This is a genomic window from Streptomyces sp. CA2R106 (assembly GCF_037034245.1).
Taxonomy (GTDB): Bacteria; Actinomycetota; Actinomycetes; order Streptomycetales; family Streptomycetaceae; genus Actinacidiphila.
The window spans coordinates 89,409-106,055 of record NZ_JBAGKC010000014.1; the positions used below are offsets into that span (position 1 = coordinate 89,409).

The window sequence follows — 16,647 nt, forward strand, 5'->3', positions numbered from 1 at the left end:
CGAGGACCGCAGATGCTGTACGAGATCGCCACCCTCCAGGTCACCCTGTTCGCGGTGCCCGACGTGCTCGGACCGCTGGAGTCCTACACGGCCGGCGCGCCCGGGCGGCTGCTGGGCTGCTGGGAGACCGAGCACGGCGAGATCTTCGGCCGGCTGCTGGTGCTGCGCGGCTTCGAGGACGCCGCCGAACTGGCCCGGGAGCGCGAGCGGTTGCTCACCAGCGCCGACCCGTTCGGCATCGGTGACCACCTGGACCACTTCACCGTGGAGACCTACCGCATGTTCCCCTTCCTCCCGGACGTCACCCCGGGCGCGTACGGGGGCGTGTACGAGTTCCGCACCTACCACCTGAAGCTGGGCGGCCTGAACCCCACGATGAGCGGCTGGCGCAAGGCGGTACCCGAACGGACCCGGATGTACCCGCTGACCGCGGCCATGTACGGCCTGGACGGCATCCCCAGGATCACCCACATCTGGCCGTTCCCGGATCTCAACGCCCGGCTGGAGATCCGCAAGGAGTCCTACGACCGGGGGATCTGGCCGCCGGAGAACGGCCCGCAGAACATCGCCCACGCCACTTCCAGCATCGGCATCCCGACCGCGATCTCGCCCCTGCACTGAGCCCGACCGGCGTGCTCGCCGAGGGCCGCCCGACCCCCGGGCGCGCGGACACCCGCGCGCCCCGGGCCGGTCTCAGGGCCGCCCCGGCGCCAGCCGCAGCGTCAGGATCTGGAACGGCCGCAGCGCCAGATGCACACCGGCCCCGTCGGCCGTACAGCTCCCGTCGTCCGCGAGCGGCCGCTCCAGCAGATCGGTGACCGTCACCGACGCAGGCGCGAACGACGCCGTCAGCGTGGCCCGCGCCCGCCGGCCGTGCGCCTCGTACAGCCGCACCATGACGTCCCCGGACCGGTCGTCGGCGAGCTTCACCGAGGTGACGACGACCCCGTCGTGGTCGACGGCGACCAGCGGCGCGACCGCCGCCGTACCCGGCACGCTCCGCTCGGGCAGGTTCATCCGGTAGCCCGCGCGGATCGCGTCCGGCACCTCGGCGCCGACGGCGAACGCGTACCGCAGCCGGTGCCGGCCCTGGTCCTGCTCCGGGTCCGGGAAGCGCGCCGCGCGCAGCAGCGACAGCCGGACCGTGGTGGTGGTGCCGCCGTCCGGCCGCACGTCCCGCGTGATGTCGTGGCCGTAGGTGGAGTCGTTGACCAGCGCGGCACCCCAGCCGGGCTCGCCGACGTGCAGGAAGCGGTGCGCGCACACCTCGAACTTGGCCGCGTCCCAACTGGTGTTGACGTGCGTCGGGCGCTCCACGTGGCCGAACGGGATCTCCGCGGTGGAGTGCGCGGCCCGCACGTCCAGCGGGAAGGCCGCCTTGAGCAGCTTCTCCCGCTCGTGCCAGTCGATCACTGTGTCGATGTCCACCTGCCGGGCGCCCTCGCGCAAGGTGAGCACCTGCTCGACCCGGGAGTCGCCGAAGCCGCGGACCACCCGCACCCCGCCCGCGCCCTCGTCCGCGGTGACCGACTCCGCCTCGGTCAGGTCGCGCACCGCGTTGCGGTAGAAGGCGTCGATGTCCCACGCGTCCCAGCGGTTCGGGAAGTCCTGGTGCAACTGGAGCAGGTTCGCCACCGCCCCCGGCGGCAGCGCCTCCCGCCCCGCACCCACGTCGTACGCCGACGTGATCAGGCCGCGGCCGTCGACGGTGACGCGCACCAGGCCGTTGTCGAGCACGAAACCGCCGCCGGACGGCACCGGCCGCACCGCGGCGGGGCCGGCGCCGCGCGGGGCGGCACCCATCGCGGGCACCCCGTCGCGGGCGTGCGGCGCCGCGTTGAACACCACCGTGCCGCCGCCGCCCCCGGCCAGCGCCCGCTGCGCGGTGTCCACCAGCTCCCGCAGCTCCCGCGTCACCTCGGCGTACGTCTGCTCCGCCTCCCGGTGCACCCAGGCGATCGAGGTCCCCGGCAGGATGTCGTGGAACTGGTGCAGCAGCACCGTCTTCCACAGCCGGTCCAGCGCGTCGTACGGGTAGGGCGCCCCGGTCCGCAGCGCCGCGGTCGCCGACCACAACTCGGCCTCCAGCAGCAGGTGTTCGCTGCGCCGGTTGCCCTGCTTCGTACGGTGCTGGCTGGTCAGGGTGCCGCGGTGGAACTCCAGGTACAACTCGCCCACCCACACCGGCGGTTCGGGGTACTCCGCGCGGGCCTTCGGGAAGAACTCGGCCGGCCCCTCCACACTCAGGCGCGGCGAGCCCTCCAGGTCGGCCACCCGCGCCGCCCGCGCCAGCATCTCCCGGGTGGGACCGCCCCCGCCGTCGCCGTACCCGAACGGCACCAGCGAGCGGTGGGTGTGCGCCTTGTCCCGGAAGTTCCGCTCGGCGTGCGCGAGTTCGGCCCCGGTCAGCCCGCTGTTGTAGGAGTCGACCGGCGGGAAGTGGCTGAAGACGCGGCTGCCGTCGATGCCCTCCCACAGGAACGTGTGGTGCGGGAAGGCGTTCGTGGTGTTCCAGGAGATCTTCTGGGTGAGGAACCAGCGCACCCCGGCCAGCTTCATCAGCTGCGGCAGCGCCGCGTTGTAGCCGAAGGTGTCCGGCAGCCACATGTCCTCGGTCTCCACCCCGAACTCCGCGAGGTAGAACCGCTTGCCGTGCACGAACTGCCGGACCAGCGACTCGCCGCCGGTGATGTTGGTGTCGGGCTCCACCCACAGGCTGCCGGTCGGCAGGAACTGCCCGGTCCGCGCCTTCTCCTGGGCCCGCGCGTACACCTCCGGGCGGTGCTCCTTCAGCCACGCCAGCTGCTGCGCCTGGCTCATCACGAACCGGAACTCCGGGTGGCCGTCCATCAGTTCGGTGACGTTGGAGACGGTCCGGGCCACCTTCCGCACTGTCTCGCGCAGCGGCCACAGCCACGCGGAGTCGATGTGCGCGTGGCCGACCGCGGAGACGCGGTGCGCTCCGGCGGACGCCGGGGCGGCGAGCGCGGGCGCCAGCACCTGGCGGGCGGCGGCCGCGGTGCCGCCGATGTCCTGGAGGTCGATGACGTCGAGCGCGTCCTCGACCGCCCGCAGGATCTGCCAGCGCCGGGTGGCCTGTTCGGGCAGCTCCCGCGCCAACTCGCCCAGCACGTCGAGGTCCTGGACCAGTTCGAAGACGCCGGCGTCGAAGACCGCGAGGTCCGCGCGCCGCAGCTGGTACAGGGGTTCGCCGCCGATGTCCGCGCCGCCCCCGCCGCCCTCGCCGCCCGCGAGCCAGCCGGCCCGGTCTCCCGCCGAGGTGACGCCGAACGTCAGCTGGTCCGGACCGGTGTGCATCACCACCGGGTTCGCCGCCGCCTCGACGTAGAACACCGCCTCCTCGCCGCCGGCCGCCGGGGAGGCGACCGGCAGATGCGTGTTGCGCGGGTTGAGCGCCTTCACCGCGGTGCCGTCCGGCCGGTAGGCGAGCCCCTCGGTGGAGAACCCGGGCGCGGTCGTGCCGAACCCCAGGTCCACCACCGCCTCCACCGGCAGCCCCGCCCACTCCCGCGGCACCCGGCCGGCGAGCCGGAACCAGCTCGTCGACCAGGCCGGCCCCCACCGGTCGCCGACCCGCGCCGGACCGTACCCGGCGGCCAACGCCTCGGCCACCGGCACCGGTTCCCCCGGCACGTGCCACACCTCCACGGCCAGCGGCACCGTCCGCGCGTGCACGGCCGGCCGCAGCCGCTGGTCCAGCACACGCCGCAACCGCTCCTCGATGGCGGCGGGATCGCTGTGCATAGCAGGGGCCCTCCCTCTGGGTGGACAGGTGCCCGGGCGGACGCCGGGCACCGGGGAAACGGAACGGCGGCCGGTCAGCCCTTGAGCGCGCCGCCCAGCGCGAACCCGCCGCCCAACCGCCGGGCGAGCACCAGGTAGAGCATCACCACGGGGATCGAGTACAGGATCGAGAACGCCGACAACTGCCCGTACTGCGTGTAGTCGTGGGCGCTGAGGAAGTTGAAGACGCTCACCGAGGCGGGCAGCTTCTCCGGCGTCAGCAGCAGGATGAACGGCACGAAGAAGTTCCCCCACATGCTGATGAAGGTGAAGATCGTCACCACGATCACCCCCGGCCACATCAGCGGCAGCACGATCCGCCACAGCACCTGCATGGAGTTGGCGCCGTCGATCCGGGCGGCCTCCTCCAGCACCACCGGCACCCCGTCCATGAAGTTCTTCATCAGCCAGATCCCGAACGGCAGCGCGGACGCGGCCAGGAACAGCGTGGTCGCCGGCATCGAGTCGATCAGGTTGACCTGCACGAACATGCTGTACACCGGGATCATCACCGCGGTGATCGGCAGTCCGGTGCTGAACAGGATCGTGTAGAGGAACGGCCGGCGCAGCCGCGACCGGAACCGCGACAGCGGATACGCGGCCAGGATCGAGCACACCACGCACACCAGGGTCCCGCCGCCGCACAGCAGCAGGCCGTTGAGCATCGGCCGGAACGTAGTGTCGTAGGTGAGCACATGGCGGAAGTTCGCGGTGGTCGGCGAGGGCACCGACAGCCTGAACGACGCGTGCGCGTTGACCGACGCCAGCACCATCCACACCAGCGGCACCAGGTACAGCACCGAGAACAGCAGCAGCAGCACGTTGATCACGCTGCGCCCGGCCCGCACCCGCCCCTTGCGGGTCCGCCCCACCCGCACCCGCACCGGTGCCCGCCGCCCGGCCGAGACCGCCGCGACAGGCGCACTGTCCGTAGCGGCCATCACCCCGCCCCTTTCATTGGTCGGTGTTCCTCCTCGTCTCCTCCGCGGACGGCCTCCTTCGTCGGCCGCCCACTGCGGTGACTCGCTCGTCACCCCTCCTCTTTGGTTGGTCGGTGTTCCTCCTCGTCTCCTCCGCGGACGGCCTCCTTCGTCGGCCGCCCACTGCGGTGACTCGCTCGTCACCCCTCCTCGATTCTGAGCATCCGGATGTACACCACCGAGAACAGCGCCCCCACCACCAGCAGCACCAGCGCGATCGCGGTGCCGTAGCCGATCAGACTGTTCTGGAACGCCTGCTGGTACATGAAGATCGGCAGCGTCTCGGTCTTGTTGCCCGGGCCGCCCCGGGTCATCGTGTAGATCAGGCCGAACACCGACAGCGTCTGCAACGTGATGAGCATCAGGTTGGTGAGGATCGAGCGCCGGATCACCGGCAGCGTCACCCGCCACAGCCGCTGCCACGGGTTCGCGCCGTCCACCTCCGCCGCCTCCACCAGCTCGCGCGGCACATCACCGAGCGCCGCGGAGAACACCAGCATCGAGAACGCGGTGCCGCGCCACACGTTGGCCAGGCACACCGCCAGGATCGGCAGCGTGTACAGCCAGTTCTGCTGCGGCAGGTGCAGGAAGCGCAGGATCGCGTTGAGCGAGCCCTGCTGGAAGAAGAACGCGTACATTAGGTAGCCCGCGACCACCTCCGGCAGCACCCACGCGGAGATCACCACCGCGCTGGTGAACGACCGCACCGGCTTGGACGCCTTCTCCATCAGCACCGCCAGCGCCAGCCCCAGCGTGTTCTGCCCGATCACCGCCGAGCCGATCACGAACAGCAGTGTCAGCTCGACCGCGTTGGTGAAGTCGGGGTCGCCGAAGGCGCGGGAGAAGTTGTGCAGCCCGGTGAAGTGGGTGCCCGACGCGCCGGTGAGCTGCATGTCGGTGAAGGCGTAGTAGACGCAGTACCCGATCGGCCCGGCGAGGAACACCGCCAGCAGCACCACCGACGGCAGCACCGGCAGCCCGCGCAGCAGTGCGGCCAGCGGCGCCGGCAGCGGCCCCCGCTCGGACCGGCCGCCGCCGGCCCCCTTGCGGCCGGCGGCGGGAGCGGTGGGGGCGGGCGCGGCGGAGGTCACTGCGCGCCCTGGACGGTGTGGTCCGCGCCCACCGCGGACTTGACATCGTTATCGAACGTACTCGCGGCCTTGTCGACGGAGGCCTGACCGGTCGTCACCGACTCCATGGCCTTCTGGATGGCGGTCGAGACCTGGGTGTAGGCCGGCACACCGGGCCGGTAGTAGGTGTCGGCGACCAGGGAGCTGAAGAACTCGTTGGTCGGCAGCGCCTTGAGGTACTTCGGGTCGGCGGCGACGTCCTGGCGGGTGGGGATGGTGGCGTTGACGTTGTTCCACTGCGCCGAGGCGGACTCCGTCTCCAGCGCCTGGAGGAACTTCCACGCCAGGGCGGTGTTCTTCGCCTTGGCCGGGATCGACCAGGCCCAGCCGCCGGACATGCTGACCTTGCCCTTGCCCTGTCCGTTCTGGGTCGGCATCGCGGCCTCGCCCATCGTGGTCTCCCACTGCGGCCAGGGCTTCGCGCCGGTGCGAATCCAGTTGTTGGGCATCCAGGAGCCGTCGATGTCGATGGCGAGCTTGCCCTGCGGGATCATCTCGGTGCCGACCTGGGCGCCGATGTTGACGCCGAGCGCGGTCTGCACCTTCGGGCCGAGGTTCTCGCTGTAGACGGTGTGCAGGAAGTCCAGCGCGTCCTTGAAGCCCGCGCTGCCCACCACCCACTTCTGCTGCGCCGCGTCGTAGAGGGAGTTGCCGCCGGCGGCCGTGCCGTACAGCAGCATCTCGAAGCCCTGCATCGAGGACTGCTCGCCGCCCGCGGTGCCGGTGTAGAGGTTCATCGGGGTGACGCCGGGCACCTTGGCCTTGATGGTGCGGGCCGCGGTGAGTACGTCGGCCCAGGTCTTCGGCTGCCAGGGCACTGCTATGCCGGCCTGCTTGAAGAGCGTCTTGTTGTACCAGATGCCGCGGGTGTCGGTGTTGTCCGGGACGCCGTAGGTCTTGCCGTCCTTGGCGTACTTCATCGCGGTCTTGGACGCCGCCGCGTACCGGCTCCAGTCCTGCCACGACGCCAGGTAGCTGTCCAGCGGCTTCAAGTACCCGCTGGCCACGTCGGAGTTGATGGTGGCGGTGTCCTCGTAGACCAGGTCGGGCGCGGTCACGGGGGAGCGCATCATCAGCTGGATCTTCGTGTAGTAGTCGTTCTCGCTGGCGGTGACGGGCACGAGCTTGACGGTGGTGCCGGGGTTCGCCTTCTCGAACGCCTTGACCTGCGCGGCCAGGAAGTCGGGCTGCACCGTGTTGCTGCTGTTGAGCTGCTTCTGGTAGACGACCTTGATCGTTTTTCCGGAACTGCCGGAACCGGAACCGCAGCCCGCTGCGGTCGCGCCCAGCAGTGCGGTGACGGCGGTGATGCCGGCGGCAACGGTGAGTCTCGTGCGCACGCTCAACCTCCGGTGGAGTGCCCGTACTCGGCCCGCGAGCGTGAGGTGACAGGGCGGGCCGGGCGCGGGACGCGGGTGTGCCACAGGGCGCCAACAGTCGGAAACCTGTGGCCGGCAGGGCGGGCGGCGCCCTGGTTGTCGGCGAAGCTAAATCCAATGGATGGAGTAAGTCAACGCTTCTGACATGTAAACTTCCCGCCGTCGGGGGGTGCGGAAGCGGGCGCGGGGCGCGCGGCGGGGCGGTTCGCCGCGGTCGCCGCGGGGCCGCGGGGGCGCGGGCGGTGCCGGGCGGGGGAGCGTTCCGGGCGGAGCGGGGGCGTAAGCGGAATGGGGCGCGGGCGGGTACGGGCGGGGCTCGCGAAGTCGGGTGCGGACGGCGGCCGTTGGGGGCGGCGGCTGCTTTGCGCGGCGACTTTGCGTGGCGGCTTCGTACGGCGGCGGCTTCGTACGGCGGCTGCTTCGTACGGCTGGCTCGTACGGCTGCTTCGTACGGGCGGCGCGCGGACGGGACGGGCGGGAGGCGTGACACGGCGAGGGGAGAGGAACGTGACACGGTGACGCAGGGTGGGACCAATCTGCCCCGGGTGGGGGGCTACAACCAGGCCGTGATCCTGGACGCGATCCGGACCGCGGGGCCGGTCAGCCGGGTGGAGCTGGCGCCGCTGACCGGGCTGACCAGCCAGACCGTCTCCAATGTGGTGCGGCGGCTGCTGGCGGCGGGCCTGATCACGGAGTCCGGGCACGCGCCCTCCAGCGGCGGCAAGCGCCGGACCCTGCTCTCGCCGCGCGCCGACGGGGCGTTCGCGGTCGGGGTGCAGCTCGATCCGGACGCCGCGGTGATCGTGGTGGTCGACCTCGCCGGCGAGGTGCTGGCCTCGCGCCGGGTCGCGCTCGCGGACTCCGCCGAGCCGGCCGACGTGGTGGCCCGGGTGGCCGCCGCGGCCCGGCGCCTGACCGCCCGGACCCGGGTGGACCCCGCCCGGCTGCTCGGCACCGGCATCGCCACGCCCGGACCGATCGACGGCACCGCGGGCGAGGTGGTGCACCCGCCGAACTTCCCCCGCTGGGGCCGGGTGCCGCTGCTGGAGATGTTCGGCGCCGCCACCGGGATGCCGGTCGCCATGGACAACGACGCGACCGCCGCGGCCATCGGTGAACGCTGGATCGGCGGCCGGGCCCGGGCCGGCAGTTTCCTCTTCCTCTACCTCGGGACCGGCATCGGCGCCGGGATCGTGCTCAACAACACGGTGCTCCACGGTGATTCGAGCAACGCGGGCGAGTTCGGGCACATGGCCGTCGAGCCGGGCGAACGGACCTGCCACTGCGGCGGCACCAACTGCCTGGGCCCGTACGTCAACCCGTCCGCCGTCCTGGCCGATCTGCTGGCCCGGTACGGCAGTTCGGCCGCCGAGCGGATCGGGCTCGCCTGCGCCGCGGACCCCGCGCGGGTCGAGGAGTCCGCGCACGCGGACTGGAAGCTGCTGTGCCGGGCCGCCCGCCGCGGCGACCGCGCGGCCTGCGACGTCGTCCGCACCGCCGCCGCCCGCATCGGCCAGGCCGCCCGCGGCGCCGTCGCCCTCCTCGACGTCGAGCGGGTGGTGCTGGGCGGGGAGGCGCTGCGCGGCATCGAGGACATCATGTGCGAGGCGGTCGAGGCGGCCGTCAACACGACATCGGTGACCCGGGTGATCCGGCGCGTCGCCGTCGAGCGCAGCGTGATCGGCGAGGCGGTGGGCGCGGTGGGCGCGGCATCGCTGGTCCTGCACGGCACCTACGCCCCGGGCTGGCGGATGCTGACGCAGCCGCGAGGCTAGGGACCGTTTGGGCAGGCGGCGCGGCGGTGGGTCGTCACAGGGCGAGCAGCAGGTCCCGGACCGCGGCCGGTTGGGACAGGAAGGGGTGGTGGCCGGCGTCGAGTTCGACGACGTCGGCGGCCCGCCGGGCGAACTCGCGCTGGAGCCGCGGCGGGGTGCCGCGGTCCCGGGCGCAGACGAGGTACGTCGAGGGCACCTGCTGCCACGCGGCCGCGCCGACCGGTTGCCCGGTCACCCGCACGCTCTGCGCGGCGAGGTGGTCCGCCGCCTGCGCCTGTACCTCGGGGCCGCAGTCATGGAGGAAGGTGTCCACCAGCAGTTCGGGGCGGACCGCGAAGGTGCCGGCATCGGGGTCGACGTCGAGGAACGGGGCGGGGCCGCCGTCCCCGAAGTCCGACAGGCTCTGCCCGGCTTCGGGCAGGTAGCTGGAGACCAGCAGCAGGTGGCGTACCGACCCGATTCCGGCAGCGGCCTCCGCGGTGACGATGCCGCCGTAGCTGTGGGCGACCACGACCGTCGGCTCGTCGCTGTCGCGCAGCACCCGGCGCACCGCGGCGACGTCCTCGACGAGCCCCGGACCCCCGGCGCCGCCGGGCGGGCCCGCCTCGCCGCAGCTCGGCAGCGCCGGGGCCACGCTCGGCACCCCCCGCTCCCGCAGCAGCTCGGCGGTGCGGTGCCACCACCACGACCCGTCCCGCACGCATGCCCCGTGCACGAACACGACCCTCATCCCAGCCTCCGTGTGTCTGTCTGTCGCGACCTGCTTCCCTTCCGACGATAGACGTAACGACAATTACGTGAAAAAGTCGGGGCGTGGGCAGACGACCGGAACCGCACATCAAGGACAGGCTGCTCGACGCCTGCGCCGACCACGCGCTCGCCCACGGCCTGCCCGACCGGCTGGAGCCGCTGGCCACCGCCACCGGCACCTCGGCCCGCATGCTGATCTACCACTTCGGCACCCGCGACGCCCTGCTGCGCGCCGTCTTGGAAAGGGCACGGCAACGCCAACTCGACGCGTTCGGCGACCTGCTGCGCGTGCGGCCCGGCGAGCCGTACCCGGCCACGCTCGATCGCGCCTGGAGCGCCATCACCGGCCCGGGCGGGCAGCCCTACCTGCGGATGTTCGGCCGGCTGCGCGAAAGCGCGGAACAGCGGCTGTGGCCCGACTTCCGCCGCACCGCGACGACCGACTGGCTCGGCCCGCTGGAGGAGGGCCTGCGCAGCATCGGCCGGCCGGACCTCGCCACGCTCGTGCTCGCGGTCATCCGCGGGCTGATCATGGACCTCGACGCGACCGGCGACACCGACCGCGCCGACCGCGCCTTCCGCCACTTCCTCGCCGCGCTCGAGCACCTGTCCGTCCCGGGGGAGCAGGGCGACGGCCGTCCCGCCCGCCCCGCCGGGCCCGACACGGCGGCGGAAGCCTGACCCCGCGCCGCCCGGCCGAGCGCTTACGCGGTGGCCTGTCCGGGGAGCGGGGCGGTGCGGGCGGTCGGAGCGTGGGCGGCGGCTTGTTCGACGCGGGCACGGTGCGCCTCCCACCACGCACGGTCCTGCTCGGGCACGCCGACGTTCTGCCGCGTCATCCCCACGGTGCCGTCGAGGAGTTCGCGCAGGATGTCCGCGTGGCCTGCGTGCCGTTGCGCGTCGGCGACGACCCGTACCACGGCGTGGTGCAGCGTCACGTCCCTGTGGCCGGCCGGCCACCACGGGACCTCGCCGACCGTGTCCAGCGGCAGTGCCTCGATCGTCGCGTCGGCGTGCGCCCACGCCCGGCGGTATCCGGCCACGATGAACTCGCGCGACTCCTCGGCGGTGGCCCACATGTCGGCGTTGGGCTCCGCGTTCTCGTCGCTCCACTGCGCGAGCTTGCCGGAGGGCCGACCGAACGTGTCGCCGAGGTAGCCCAGTTCGGCGCCGGTCACGTGCTTGACCAGCCCGAGCAGATTGGTGCCCGTCGGCGTCATCGGCCGCCGGATGTCGTACTCCGAGAGCCCGTCCAGCTTCCACAGCAACGCCTCCCGCGCGCCCTGGAGGTAGAGGTGCAGTTCGGCCTTCGCGTCGTGTGCGGTCATGCGGGTCATTCTGCCGTCCCGTAGGGTCGGCGCAGGCGAGTGGCGTACGGCTGCGGGGTCGGCCCCGTGCCGGGGAGAGGAGGGGCGGCGTGCTGATCGACACGGTCGCCTGGGTGCGGATCGAGGGCGGCCGGATTCTGTGCGCGCGGCCGCGCGGGAAGGGCGTGTTCTACGTTCCCGGCGGCAAGCGGGAGGGCGCCGAGACGGATCTGGAGACGCTGGTCCGCGAGATCCGGGAGGAGCTGACGGTCCGGCTCGATCCGCACAGCGCCGTCCACGCGGGCACGTACGAGGCCGGCGGGCCCAATCTGCCCGAGGGCGCCGTGGTGCGGATGGCGTGCTACACCGCCGCGTACGAAGGGCGGTTGGCGCCGAGCAGCGAGATCGAGGAGACGGCCTGGTTCTCGTACGCGGACCGTGAACGCGTCCCGCCCGTCGACCAGTTGCTCTTCGACGACCTCAACGCCGCGGGCGAGCTGGCCTGATCGCCTCACACCGGGGGCAGCCTGCGCGGCTCGATCCGCTCCTCCACGGCGGTGTCCCCCTCGCGGCGGACGACGTAGGCGCCCTTGCCCGGCACCTCCGCGACCGCCTCCACCAGTTCGGTGCCGCGGTAGACCAGCCCGACCCCGTCGTCCGTGCAGTGCGCCGCCGGCAGGGTGCCGTCCGCGACGAGCCGGTGGACCAGCGGCCGCCGGCCCGCGTCCGAGTCGTAGTGCACCCCGTTCCCGTACGGCAGCAGGCCCAGCGCGTCCGTCACCGGGCGCAGCCGCGGCCCGTAGGAGTCCGTGGTACCGCCCCGGAACCAGCAGATCGAGCCCGCGCTCACCCCGCTGAGCACCACCCCGGACTCCCACGCGCGCCGCATCACCGCGTCCACCCCGTGCGCCCGCCACACCGCGAGCAGGTTCACCACCGAACCGCCCATCACCCACACCACGTCCTGGGCCAGCACCTCGCCCTCGATGTCCGCGACGTTCGGCATCGGGAACAGGTGCAGCGGCGTCACGTCGAACCCCGCCACCCGTCCGGCCTCCACCGCCCGCGCCGTGAAGTGCTCCGCGTCCCCGATCGCGGTCCCCACGTACATCACCCGCGGCCGGCGCCCGTGCACCCCCGACAGCTCCACGGCGTGGTGGACGAGCGCGTCGAACTCCACCCGGGTCCGCCCGCCGGCCCGAAGCCCCCCGGACGTGGCGACAATGGTCGGCTCACCAGCGGTCATGCCCCCAACCGTACGCCGAACACGCCGACTCCGCCGCCGAGGAGCTGCCGCGCCGCACGGCCGAGTGCGCCTTCGGCAGGCGCGGTGCCGACGCGCTCAGCACAGTGCGGGCGTTGCCGCCGAGATCATGTCGAGCCCCAGCGCGGTGCAGCAGTGCGAGACGCTCCGGCCTTCGCGCCGGGTGGTGATCAGCCGGGCGTCCCGCAGGGTTCTGGCCTGCATGGAGGCCGCCGCGGGGCTGATGTCGAGCGCCTTGGCCAGGCCCGTGGTGGTGTGTTGCGCCGTCAGCAGCCGGAGCATCGCCGCGCGGGTGCTGCCGAGGAGGGCGTTGAGGGGGTCGGGGGTGGCGGCGGCCTCCTGGAGGGGCAGCGGGGTGACGGCCGGGTAGACGAGGAGCGTGGGGCCCTCGGGCTGCGGGGCGAGCAGCGGACCTGCGGTCCAGAGCAGCGAGGGGAGCAGCGTCAGGCCCTGCCCGGTCAGCCGGATCTCGCGGTCGTACGCGCGCGGGAACTCCAGGGCCATGCCGTCCCACCGGGCCGAGGGGGACAGCCCGGTCAGCGTGGCGAGCAGCCCGTGCCGGGCCAGGTACCGCGCACGCCATGCCGCTTCCGCGTGGAATCCGGCCCGGACCCGCGGCCAGGCATCGGCGAGCAGACTCGCGTAGGCCGCGGCCATCGACCGCTCGAGGAACTGCCAGGACTCGCGGTCGTCGTCGGCGAGCCCGCGGGCCCACCGGGCGCGCGGCCGCTCCGGAGCGCGCACCCTGAGCAGCTCGGAGCGAACGTAGGCGCGCGGCGCCGAGCGGACGGTGTCCATCCCCTCGGCGAAGCCCGCGGTGGGCGGGTCGAGGAACAGCGGGCCCGTACCGGTCGGCGACAGCAGGTCGAGCACCGGGCGGGCCTGCGGCGGGAGGGACCGCTGGGCGCGGTGCCGCCACTGGCGGAACACCGGGTCCGCCGGGCGTTTGAGCGTCATGAGCGCCAGGCCCAGTTCCATCAAAGGCGCGGGCTCGTCGGCCATCCGGACCCGTAACAGGTCCTCCGCGGTGACATGCACCCTCAGCACACGGTCCCCCCACCGTCCGGTCCCGCGCCTGACCCGTCCGACAGTTCAGCGGCAGCTGAATACATTGCCGCGGACGGCGCCCGACACGCACGCTGTGACGCGTTCCGGTCCAGTCTCTGCCGCCGGGGGATGGGTGCGGCAGGCAGAAACCGGACATCACGCTCGATCACGGGAGGGAACCCACGTGCTGAAAAGGACGCACATCGGACTCATGGCAGGAGCCGCACTGCTCGGCAGCGGCCTCGTCCTGGCGCCGTCGGCGTCGGCCTCGGCCTCGGCGCCGGCCGACGTATCGCCCAAGGTCGCCTGCGACTTCTACCACCACAACGCGGACGCGGGCAGCGGCACGGTCACCGCCGACAGCCTCGCCCGCCGCGAGGGCCCGTACACCTACTGCGACGCGTACGGCTATGCCGCCCACGGCGCGAAGATCTACTACTGGTGCTACGACACCGGCAGCTCGGTCACCTCGAACGGCCTCACGATGGACACCTGGACCTACGGCCGGATCTCCGGTACGAGCCAGGAGGGCTGGTTCAGCGACGTCTATCTCAGCAACCACGGAGCCACGCACCCCTGCTGACGACTCGGGCGCCGGCGGGCCGCGCCGGCTAGCCGGCGGCAGGGGCGGGCGTGCCCGCTGACCGTGCCTCGGTCAGCGGCGCGCGCGCCCGCTTGGGACGTCGCAGCCGGCGGCTGAGGCACCAGCTTCGGCGTCGAACCTGGTGCTGGTGCTGGTGCCCGGACCGCCCGTCCGGCGGGCGATCTCGTGCACCGGCACCGGCATCCCCTCGGCACGAAGGCCCCGCCGCGGTACGCGGGTCGGCCCGCGTGCGTACGCACCCTGTGCCCGCGGCGGCTTGGTAATCTGCCGCGATGAGCGAGGTGCTGGACGACGGGCCGTTCTTCCACGGGACCAGGGCCGATCTGCGGACCGGGGACCAGCTCACCCCCGGGTTCCGCTCCAACTACCGGCCCGAGGTCGTGATGAACCACATCTACTTCACCGCGTTGCGGGACGGCGCGGGGCTCGCCGCCGAACTCGCCGCCGGAGACGGGCCCCCGCGGGTGTACGCCGTCGAGCCCACCGGGGAGTTCGAACACGACCCCAACGTCACCGACAAGAAGTTCCCCGGCAACCCCACCCGCTCCTACCGCAGCAAGCACCCGCTCCGCATCCTCGGCGAGGTCACGGACTGGACCCGCCAGACACCCGAAGCACTCCGGATGTGGCGGGACCGGCTGTCCGCGACGCGCCAGGACAGCCGCGCCGAGATCATCAACTGAGGGCCGTCCCGCCGCCGATCGTTCGGGCGGCGCCGGACGGGGAAGCGACCCGCGCTCGTGCGACCCGTTCTCCCGCCCGCCGAGCGGATCAGTACTCCTGGGCGGTCGGCCGCAGCAGGATCTCGCTGACCGCGGAGCGCCGCGGCTGGGTGACCATGAAGACGACGGCACGCGCCACATCGTCCACGTGCAGCCAGTCCCGCTCGGTCATCGTGTGCCCGGCCTCGTCCCCGACGCCGGTGCCGACCGTCATGTCCGTGGCCACCATGCCCGGCTCGACGACACCGACCCGCACCTTGCGCAGCGCCACTTCCTGGCGGAACGCGTCGCCGAAGGCGATGACCGCGTGCTTGGCCGCCGAGTACACCGCGTTGCCCTTGATGGGCTTGCGCCCGACGACCGAGCTGATGTTGACCACGTCCGCGACGCCCGCCGGCCTGTCGGCCGCCCGCAGGAGGTGCGGCAGCGCGGTGTGCGAAAGGCGCAGCACAGCGCGGAAGTTGACCTCCACCAGGGTGTCCCACCGCGCCGGGTCGCTGTGCTCGACGAACCCGGGTGCGCTGGCGGCCGCGTTGTTCACCAGTACGTCCAGCCGCCCGAAGTGCCCGACGGTGTGCTCGACCACGGCGTCGACCTGCGCCGGGTCCGACAGGTCCGCCGGCAGCACCAGCACCGAGCCGCCGCGCGCCCGGATGCCCCCGGCGAGCTCCTCGAGCCGGTCGGCGCGGCGCGCGGTGACCGCGACCGCACCGCCCTGCTCTGCGACCGCCAGCGCCGTCGCCCGCCCGATCCCGCTGGAGGCCCCGGTGACCAGCGCGACCCGCCCGGCCAACGCCGGGCCCGACCCCTGCGGAGCACCGGCGGGGGCCCCGCCCACCTGGCTCGTACCGGACTGCGCCTGACTCATGATGGTGTCCCTTCCTCGGCCGTATCCGATCCGTCCCCACCTTCGATCCGGCCGGCGGCCGCAGCCAGAGCCCTGCTGATCACCAGAACGCCGGTACTACGCTGAGCGGGAGCGAGGAGCGAGCATGGATGAACCGACGCGGGCCGAGAACACGCTGGGCGAGGCGTTGCGTGCCTGGCGCGGGCGCCTGACCGCTGCCGACGTCGGGCTCCCCGCGACGCGCCGCCGCCGCACCGCGGGCCTGCGCCGTGAGGAACTCGCCGCGCTCGCCGGCGTCTCCGTCGACTACCTGCTGCGCCTGGAGCAGGGCCGTTCACGGCGCCCCTCGCGCGAGGTGCTCGCCGCGCTCGCCAGGGCGCTGCGGTTGAGCCCGGACGAGGCATGCCGCCTGCACCTGGTCGCCGGGCTGCTGCCGCCCGTACCCGGCCAGGTGCCCGACCAGGTGCCGGCGAGCGTCGCACGGCTGGTCCGGCACCTCGGCGACATCCCCGCCGGGGTCTTCGCCGCCGACTGGACCCTGCTGGCGTGGAACCCGTCCTGGGCCGCCCTGCTGGCCGACCCCGACCAGCACCCCCTGGCCCCGCGCAACCTGGTCCGGGCCCTGTTCGTCGATCCTCCCGCGCCCGGCGGAACAGCCGTCCTTCCGACCGGCGACGGCGACCCCGACTTCACCACCGCGCTCGTCGCCGAACTGCGCCTGACCCTCGCCGCCTATCCCGACGACCGCGATCTGGCCGGACTCGTCGCACAGGCCACCGCGGCCAGCGCGCACTTCCGCGCCCTGTGGAAGTCCCCGTCGCTCGGCGCGCGGATGGGCGGACGGCGAACCGCCGGACACCCGTCCGCGGGCCGCCCCGTCTTCCACTACGACGTCCTGAAACTGCCCGAGAACGACATCCGCATCATGACCTGCGCGCCGGCACGGGATTCCAGCGACGCCCACCACACCCTCGCGCCGCTCCACCACGCTTGAGCCCGCCCCCGACCGCGCCCGCCGACCGCGTCCCCGACCGCGCC

16 protein-coding genes are annotated in these 16,647 nt (G+C 73.0%); 7 read left to right on the forward strand and 9 right to left on the reverse strand.

Annotation, left to right across the window (positions count from 1 at the left end; all coding sequences use genetic code 11):
• The first annotated feature begins 12 nt into the window (after positions 1-12).
• Positions 13-621 (forward strand): NIPSNAP family protein, encoded by a 609-nt coding sequence (locus WA788_RS20770; RefSeq protein WP_335979489.1) that lies wholly within the window; start codon positions 13-15, stop codon positions 619-621.
• Between the two features lie 72 nt (positions 622-693).
• Here WA788_RS20770 and WA788_RS20775 read toward each other — a convergent pair whose 3' ends face one another.
• From WA788_RS20775 to WA788_RS20790, 4 genes are all read right to left on the reverse strand, one after another.
• Positions 694-3,765, reverse strand: a complete 3,072-nt coding sequence (locus WA788_RS20775; RefSeq protein ID WP_335979491.1) for an alpha-mannosidase — start codon at positions 3,763-3,765, stop codon at positions 694-696.
• 74 nt (positions 3,766-3,839) lie between these two features.
• Complete coding sequence (locus WA788_RS20780) at positions 3,840-4,745, reverse strand: carbohydrate ABC transporter permease (RefSeq protein ID WP_335979493.1); 906 nt, start codon at positions 4,743-4,745, stop codon at positions 3,840-3,842.
• A 179-nt stretch (positions 4,746-4,924) separates the two neighbouring features.
• Positions 4,925-5,875 carry a carbohydrate ABC transporter permease gene (locus WA788_RS20785; RefSeq protein WP_443034071.1) on the reverse strand — a complete coding sequence of 317 codons (951 nt, stop codon included), beginning with the start codon at positions 5,873-5,875 and terminating at the stop codon, positions 4,925-4,927.
• On the reverse strand, positions 5,872-7,254 hold the full coding sequence (locus WA788_RS20790) for an extracellular solute-binding protein (protein ID WP_335979494.1): 1,383 nt from the start codon (positions 7,252-7,254) through the stop codon (positions 5,872-5,874). The genes WA788_RS20785 and WA788_RS20790 overlap by 4 nt, the downstream gene beginning before the upstream one ends.
• A 554-nt stretch (positions 7,255-7,808) precedes the next feature.
• On the opposite strand from WA788_RS20790, the gene WA788_RS20795 reads away from it, so the two are divergent.
• A complete protein-coding gene (locus WA788_RS20795; RefSeq protein ID WP_335979495.1) occupies positions 7,809-9,068 on the forward strand; it encodes an ROK family transcriptional regulator in 1,260 nt (419 codons plus the stop codon).
• Between the two features lie 34 nt (positions 9,069-9,102).
• Here the strand turns inward: WA788_RS20795 and WA788_RS20800 are convergent, their stop codons facing one another.
• On the reverse strand, positions 9,103-9,798 hold the full coding sequence (locus tag WA788_RS20800; protein ID WP_335979497.1) for an alpha/beta hydrolase: 696 nt from the start codon (positions 9,796-9,798) through the stop codon (positions 9,103-9,105).
• A gap of 83 nt (positions 9,799-9,881) precedes the next feature.
• Here WA788_RS20800 and WA788_RS20805 point away from each other — a divergent pair, with 83 nt between their 5' ends.
• Positions 9,882-10,499, forward strand: a complete 618-nt coding sequence (locus tag WA788_RS20805) for a TetR/AcrR family transcriptional regulator (RefSeq protein WP_335979499.1) — start codon at positions 9,882-9,884, stop codon at positions 10,497-10,499.
• A 23-nt stretch (positions 10,500-10,522) separates the two neighbouring features.
• Here the strand turns inward: WA788_RS20805 and WA788_RS20810 are convergent, their stop codons facing one another.
• Positions 10,523-11,146: a DinB family protein gene (locus tag WA788_RS20810; RefSeq protein WP_335979501.1), complete on the reverse strand. Its 624-nt coding sequence runs from the start codon at positions 11,144-11,146 to the stop codon at positions 10,523-10,525.
• A gap of 89 nt (positions 11,147-11,235) precedes the next feature.
• On the opposite strand from WA788_RS20810, the gene WA788_RS20815 reads away from it, so the two are divergent.
• Complete coding sequence (locus WA788_RS20815; RefSeq protein WP_335979503.1) at positions 11,236-11,631, forward strand: NUDIX hydrolase; 396 nt, start codon at positions 11,236-11,238, stop codon at positions 11,629-11,631.
• A 5-nt stretch (positions 11,632-11,636) separates the two neighbouring features.
• Here WA788_RS20815 and WA788_RS20820 read toward each other — a convergent pair whose 3' ends face one another.
• Both WA788_RS20820 and WA788_RS20825 read right to left on the reverse strand, forming a co-directional pair.
• Positions 11,637-12,371: a peptidase E gene (locus WA788_RS20820; protein ID WP_335979504.1), complete on the reverse strand. Its 735-nt coding sequence runs from the start codon at positions 12,369-12,371 to the stop codon at positions 11,637-11,639.
• Positions 12,372-12,467: 96 nt separating this feature from the next.
• The gene (locus WA788_RS20825) at positions 12,468-13,436 is read right to left on the reverse strand and encodes an ArsR/SmtB family transcription factor (protein WP_335979505.1); all 969 of its coding nucleotides are present in this window, start codon (positions 13,434-13,436) and stop codon (positions 12,468-12,470) included.
• Positions 13,437-13,647: 211 nt separating this feature from the next.
• On the opposite strand from WA788_RS20825, the gene WA788_RS20830 reads away from it, so the two are divergent.
• Positions 13,648-14,019, forward strand: a complete 372-nt coding sequence (locus tag WA788_RS20830; RefSeq protein WP_335979506.1) for a hypothetical protein — start codon at positions 13,648-13,650, stop codon at positions 14,017-14,019.
• A 293-nt stretch (positions 14,020-14,312) separates the two neighbouring features.
• Complete coding sequence (gene arr / locus WA788_RS20835; protein WP_335979508.1) at positions 14,313-14,723, forward strand: NAD(+)--rifampin ADP-ribosyltransferase; 411 nt, start codon at positions 14,313-14,315, stop codon at positions 14,721-14,723.
• An 88-nt stretch (positions 14,724-14,811) separates the two neighbouring features.
• Here the strand turns inward: arr and WA788_RS20840 are convergent, their stop codons facing one another.
• Positions 14,812-15,630, reverse strand: a complete 819-nt coding sequence (locus WA788_RS20840; protein ID WP_335979510.1) for an SDR family oxidoreductase — start codon at positions 15,628-15,630, stop codon at positions 14,812-14,814.
• A 124-nt stretch (positions 15,631-15,754) separates the two neighbouring features.
• Here WA788_RS20840 and WA788_RS20845 point away from each other — a divergent pair, with 124 nt between their 5' ends.
• Positions 15,755-16,603 carry an MmyB family transcriptional regulator gene (locus WA788_RS20845; protein ID WP_335979513.1) on the forward strand — a complete coding sequence of 283 codons (849 nt, stop codon included), beginning with the start codon at positions 15,755-15,757 and terminating at the stop codon, positions 16,601-16,603.
• Positions 16,604-16,647 lie beyond the last annotated feature (44 nt).